Source organism: Ramlibacter sp. (assembly GCF_035706265.1).
GTDB lineage: Bacteria > Pseudomonadota > Gammaproteobacteria > Burkholderiales > Burkholderiaceae_C > Ramlibacter.
On the sequence record NZ_DASSVG010000723.1, the window covers coordinates 1 to 3,687 of the forward strand.

The following is a 3,687-nucleotide window of genomic DNA, read 5'->3' on the forward strand; positions in this document are numbered from 1 at the left end:
CCGCCGGTGGCCAGCAGCACGGTCTTGGCGTGCAGCACGTGCAGGTCGCCCGTTTCCATCTCCAGCGCCGTCACGCCCACCACGTCGCCCTCGGCGTCGCGGATCAGGTCGAGCGCCATCCACTCGACGAAGAACGAGGTCTTGGCGCGCACGTTCTGCTGGTACAGCGTGTGCAGCATGGCGTGGCCGGTGCGGTCGGCCGCGGCGCAGGCGCGCTGCACCGGCTTCTCGCCGTAGTTGGCGGTGTGGCCGCCGAAGGGGCGCTGGTAGATCGTGCCGTCCGGGTTGCGGTCGAACGGCATGCCGAAGTGCTCCAGCTCGTAGACGACCTTGGGCGCCTCGCGGCACATGAACTCGATCGCGTCCTGGTCGCCCAGCCAGTCGCCGCCCTTGACGGTGTCGTAGAAGTGGTAGTGCCAGTTGTCCTCGGACATGTTGCCGAGCGACGCGCCGATGCCGCCCTGCGCCGCCACCGTGTGCGAGCGGGTGGGGAACACCTTGGTCAGCACGGCCACGTTCAGGCCGGCCAGGGCCAGTTGCAGGGAGGCGCGCATGCCGGAGCCGCCGGCGCCCACGATGACGACGTCGAACTTGCGCGTCGTGATGTTGCTGTTGGTATAGGCCATGTTCTTCAAATCCTCCAGAGGACCTGGATCGCCCAGCCGGCGCAGCCCAGGAGCCACACGATGACGAGGATCTGCAGCACCAGGCGCACCCCGACCGGTTTCACGTAGTCCATCAGCACCTCGCGCATGCCGACCCACACGTGGTAGACCAGGCCGACGATGGTGGCGAAGGTGAGCATCTTCATGGGCTGCGGCGCGAAGATGCCGGCCCACTTGTCGTAGCCGATCTCGCCGCGCGTGAGCAGCAGCTGCGCCAGCACGACGAGGGTGAAGACGGCCATCAGCACGCCCGAGACGCGCTGCGCGAGCCAGTCGCGGATGCCGTAGTGCGCACCGACGACGGTGCGGCGGGAGCCGTAGTTGACTGCCATTTTTTCCTGGACTCCTTGCGATCAGTAGAGGCCGAACAGCTTCGCGCCCAGCAGCACCGTGAGCACCAGGCTGACGACGAGCGTGAACTTCGCGGTGGTGGCGCCGCGCTGCTTGGTGACGGCGGCGTGGCTCACGTCCGACCAGACGTGCCGCAGGCCGGCGAAGAAGTGCAGCAGGTAGGCCCAGATGAGGGCCAGCACGAACAGCTTCAGCACGACGCCGGAGGCGCCGTTGGCGAAGGCGCTGCGGAAGCGGGCGAAGGAGATCTCGGAGGAGACCGAGCGGTCGAACAGCCACAGCACCAGCGGCAGCAGCAGGAACATCACCACGCCGCTGAAGCGGTGCATGCCCGAGACGATGGCGGCCGCCGGCCAGCGGTACGACGGCAGGTCCTTGAAGGCGTTGATGTTGCGGAACTCAGGTCGCTTCCCGGCGGCTTCTGTCATGTGTCTGTTTCTTTCAGGGTGGCGCATACGCGAGGGGGGGAAAGAGGGAGGGAGGACGCGGACAGCCGGAAATTCTATTTCAACGCGACAAACTGACTCGAACGTTGCAATCCGGGCGGTCCCTGATGTGCACTGTCTTGCGCTAACTCAACTCATTGCGGTAATGGTGGCTGTCGGTGCGATACAGGCCGCGGCGCAGCTCCATCGGCACGTCGTTGTAGGTGTACGAGAGGCGCTCCACCGAGAGCAGCGGCGCGCCGGGCTTGGTCGCGAGCAGGGCCGCCGCCGCCTCGTCGGCGGCCACGGCGCGGATCTTCTCCTCGGCGCGCACCATGCGCACGCCGAAGGCGAGCTCGAACAGCGCGTAGGTGGGGCCCTGGTGGCCCGCCATCTGTTCGGCCGTGAGGCCCTTGAAGGTGTTTCCCGGCAGCCAGATGTCCTCGAGGATGGTGGGGCGGCCCGCGAAGGAGAGGATGCGCCGCACCTGCACCACCGCGTCGCCGGTGCGCAGCTGCAGCGCGCGGGCCACCTCGGCGCTCGCGCGGGCGCGCCGGCACTCCAGCACCGTGCGCTCGGCGCGCTCGTCCTCGCGCGCGCCGCTGTCCGGCACCAGCTTGAGGAAGCGGTAGCGCACGTGCTGCTCGGCGTGGGTGGAGACGAAGGTGCCCTTGCCCTGGCGGCGCACCACCAGGTTCTCGGCCGCGAGTTCGTCGATCGCCTTGCGCACCGTGCCCTGGCTCACGCGGAAGCGCGCGGCCAGGTCCATCTCGCTCGGGATCGCCTCGCCCGGCTTCCATTCGCCGGCCTGCAGGCTTTGCAGGATCAGCCCCTTGATCTGCTGGTACAGCGGGCTGAACGCGGGCGTCGCGGAATCGGACGCGCCGGGCGTGTCGGCGGTGGTGGGAGGGGTCAGGGCGGCCATGGGGCGGGGACGCTGCGGAGGCGCAGCGCGCAGGTCGAATCATATCTTATATAAGACATAAGACAAATTGACTCCCCCGGGTTTCCACGGGTACACTCCCGGGTTGTCCGGCAGGGCCCTGGCGGCATCGCCGCGCGCCTTTCTCGACTTCGTTTCCTCACTTCCTTCGGAGAATTCCATGAGCAAGAAGCCCGTCCGCGTTGCCGTCACCGGCGCCGCCGGCCAGATCGGTTACGCCCTGCTGTTCCGCATCGCCTCCGGCGAGATGCTGGGCAAGGACCAGCCCGTGATCCTGCAGCTGCTGGAGATCCCCGACGAGAAGGCGCAGAAGGCGCTCAAGGGCGTGATGATGGAGCTGGAAGACTGCGCCTTCCCGCTGCTGGCCGGCATGGAAGCCCACGGCGACCCGAACACCGCCTTCAAGGACACCGACTACGCCCTGCTGGTGGGCGCCCGTCCGCGCAGCGCCGGCATGGAGCGCAAGGACCTGCTGTCCGCCAACGCGCAGATCTTCACCGCCCAGGGCAAGGCCCTCGACAAGGTGGCCTCGCGCAACGTGCGGGTGCTGGTGGTCGGCAACCCCGCCAACACCAACGCCTACATCGCGATGAAGAGCGCGCCCAGCCTGCCGCGCAAGAACTTCACCGCCATGCTGCGCCTGGACCACAACCGCGCCCTGAGCCAGGTGGCCGCCAAGACCGGCACCCAGGTCGCCGACATCGAGAAGCTGACGGTGTGGGGCAACCACTCGCCCACCATGTACGCCGACTACCGCTTCGCCACCGTGAACGGCAAGTCCGTGAAGGACCTGATCAACGACCAGGAATGGAACAAGAACGTGTTCCTGCCCACGGTCGGCAAGCGCGGCGCCGCCATCATCGAGGCGCGCGGCCTGTCCTCCGCTGCCTCCGCCGCCAACGCGGCCATCGACCACATGCGCGACTGGGCCCTGGGCACCAACGGCAAGTGGGTCACGATGGGCATTCCGTCGGACGGCAGCTACGGCATCCCGAAGGACGTGATGTACGGCTTCCCGGTGGTGTGCAAGGACGGCAAGTACGAGATGGTGCAGGGCCTGGCCATCGACGACTACAGCCGCGAGATGATGAACAAGACCCTGGCCGAGCTCGAGGAAGAGCGCGCCGGCGTGGCCAGCCTGCTGGGCTGATCCACGGACAACACGAAGGCGGCCTGCGGGCCGCCTTCGGCTTTGCAAGGAGTGGAAATGAATTCGAATGCATCCGCCGGTGCGCGCTTCCGCGCCGCCGTCGCCGAGGAAGCGCCGCTGCAGGTGATGGGCGCGATTACCGCCTATGCCGGC

The 3,687-nt window shown here is 67.7% G+C and carries 5 protein-coding genes and 1 pseudogene; 2 read left to right on the forward strand and 4 right to left on the reverse strand.

All coding sequences use genetic code 11. The features are described 5' to 3' along the window. The 4 genes from VFM98_RS25880 to VFM98_RS25895 form a co-directional block, all read right to left on the reverse strand. On the reverse strand, positions 1-626 hold a 626-nt coding region (locus VFM98_RS25880; RefSeq protein WP_325112760.1), incomplete at its 3' end, for an FAD-dependent oxidoreductase. 5 nt (positions 627-631) lie between these two features. Continuing rightward, positions 632-997: a succinate dehydrogenase, hydrophobic membrane anchor protein gene (sdhD, locus tag VFM98_RS25885; protein ID WP_325112761.1), complete on the reverse strand. Its 366-nt coding sequence runs from the start codon at positions 995-997 to the stop codon at positions 632-634. 21 nt (positions 998-1,018) lie between these two features. Continuing rightward, entirely contained in the window at positions 1,019-1,444 is a 426-nt protein-coding gene (sdhC, locus tag VFM98_RS25890) for a succinate dehydrogenase, cytochrome b556 subunit (protein WP_325112762.1), read from the reverse strand. 142 nt (positions 1,445-1,586) lie between these two features. Further along, a complete protein-coding gene (locus VFM98_RS25895) occupies positions 1,587-2,366 on the reverse strand; it encodes a GntR family transcriptional regulator (RefSeq protein WP_325112763.1) in 780 nt (259 codons plus the stop codon). Positions 2,367-2,544: 178 nt separating this feature from the next. On the opposite strand from VFM98_RS25895, the gene VFM98_RS25900 reads away from it, so the two are divergent. Further along, positions 2,545-3,534 (forward strand): malate dehydrogenase, encoded by a 990-nt coding sequence (locus VFM98_RS25900; protein ID WP_325112764.1) that lies wholly within the window; start codon positions 2,545-2,547, stop codon positions 3,532-3,534. A 57-nt stretch (positions 3,535-3,591) separates the two neighbouring features. Further along, positions 3,592-3,687: pseudogene (gene prpB / locus VFM98_RS25905) on the forward strand (methylisocitrate lyase); the annotation flags it as partial.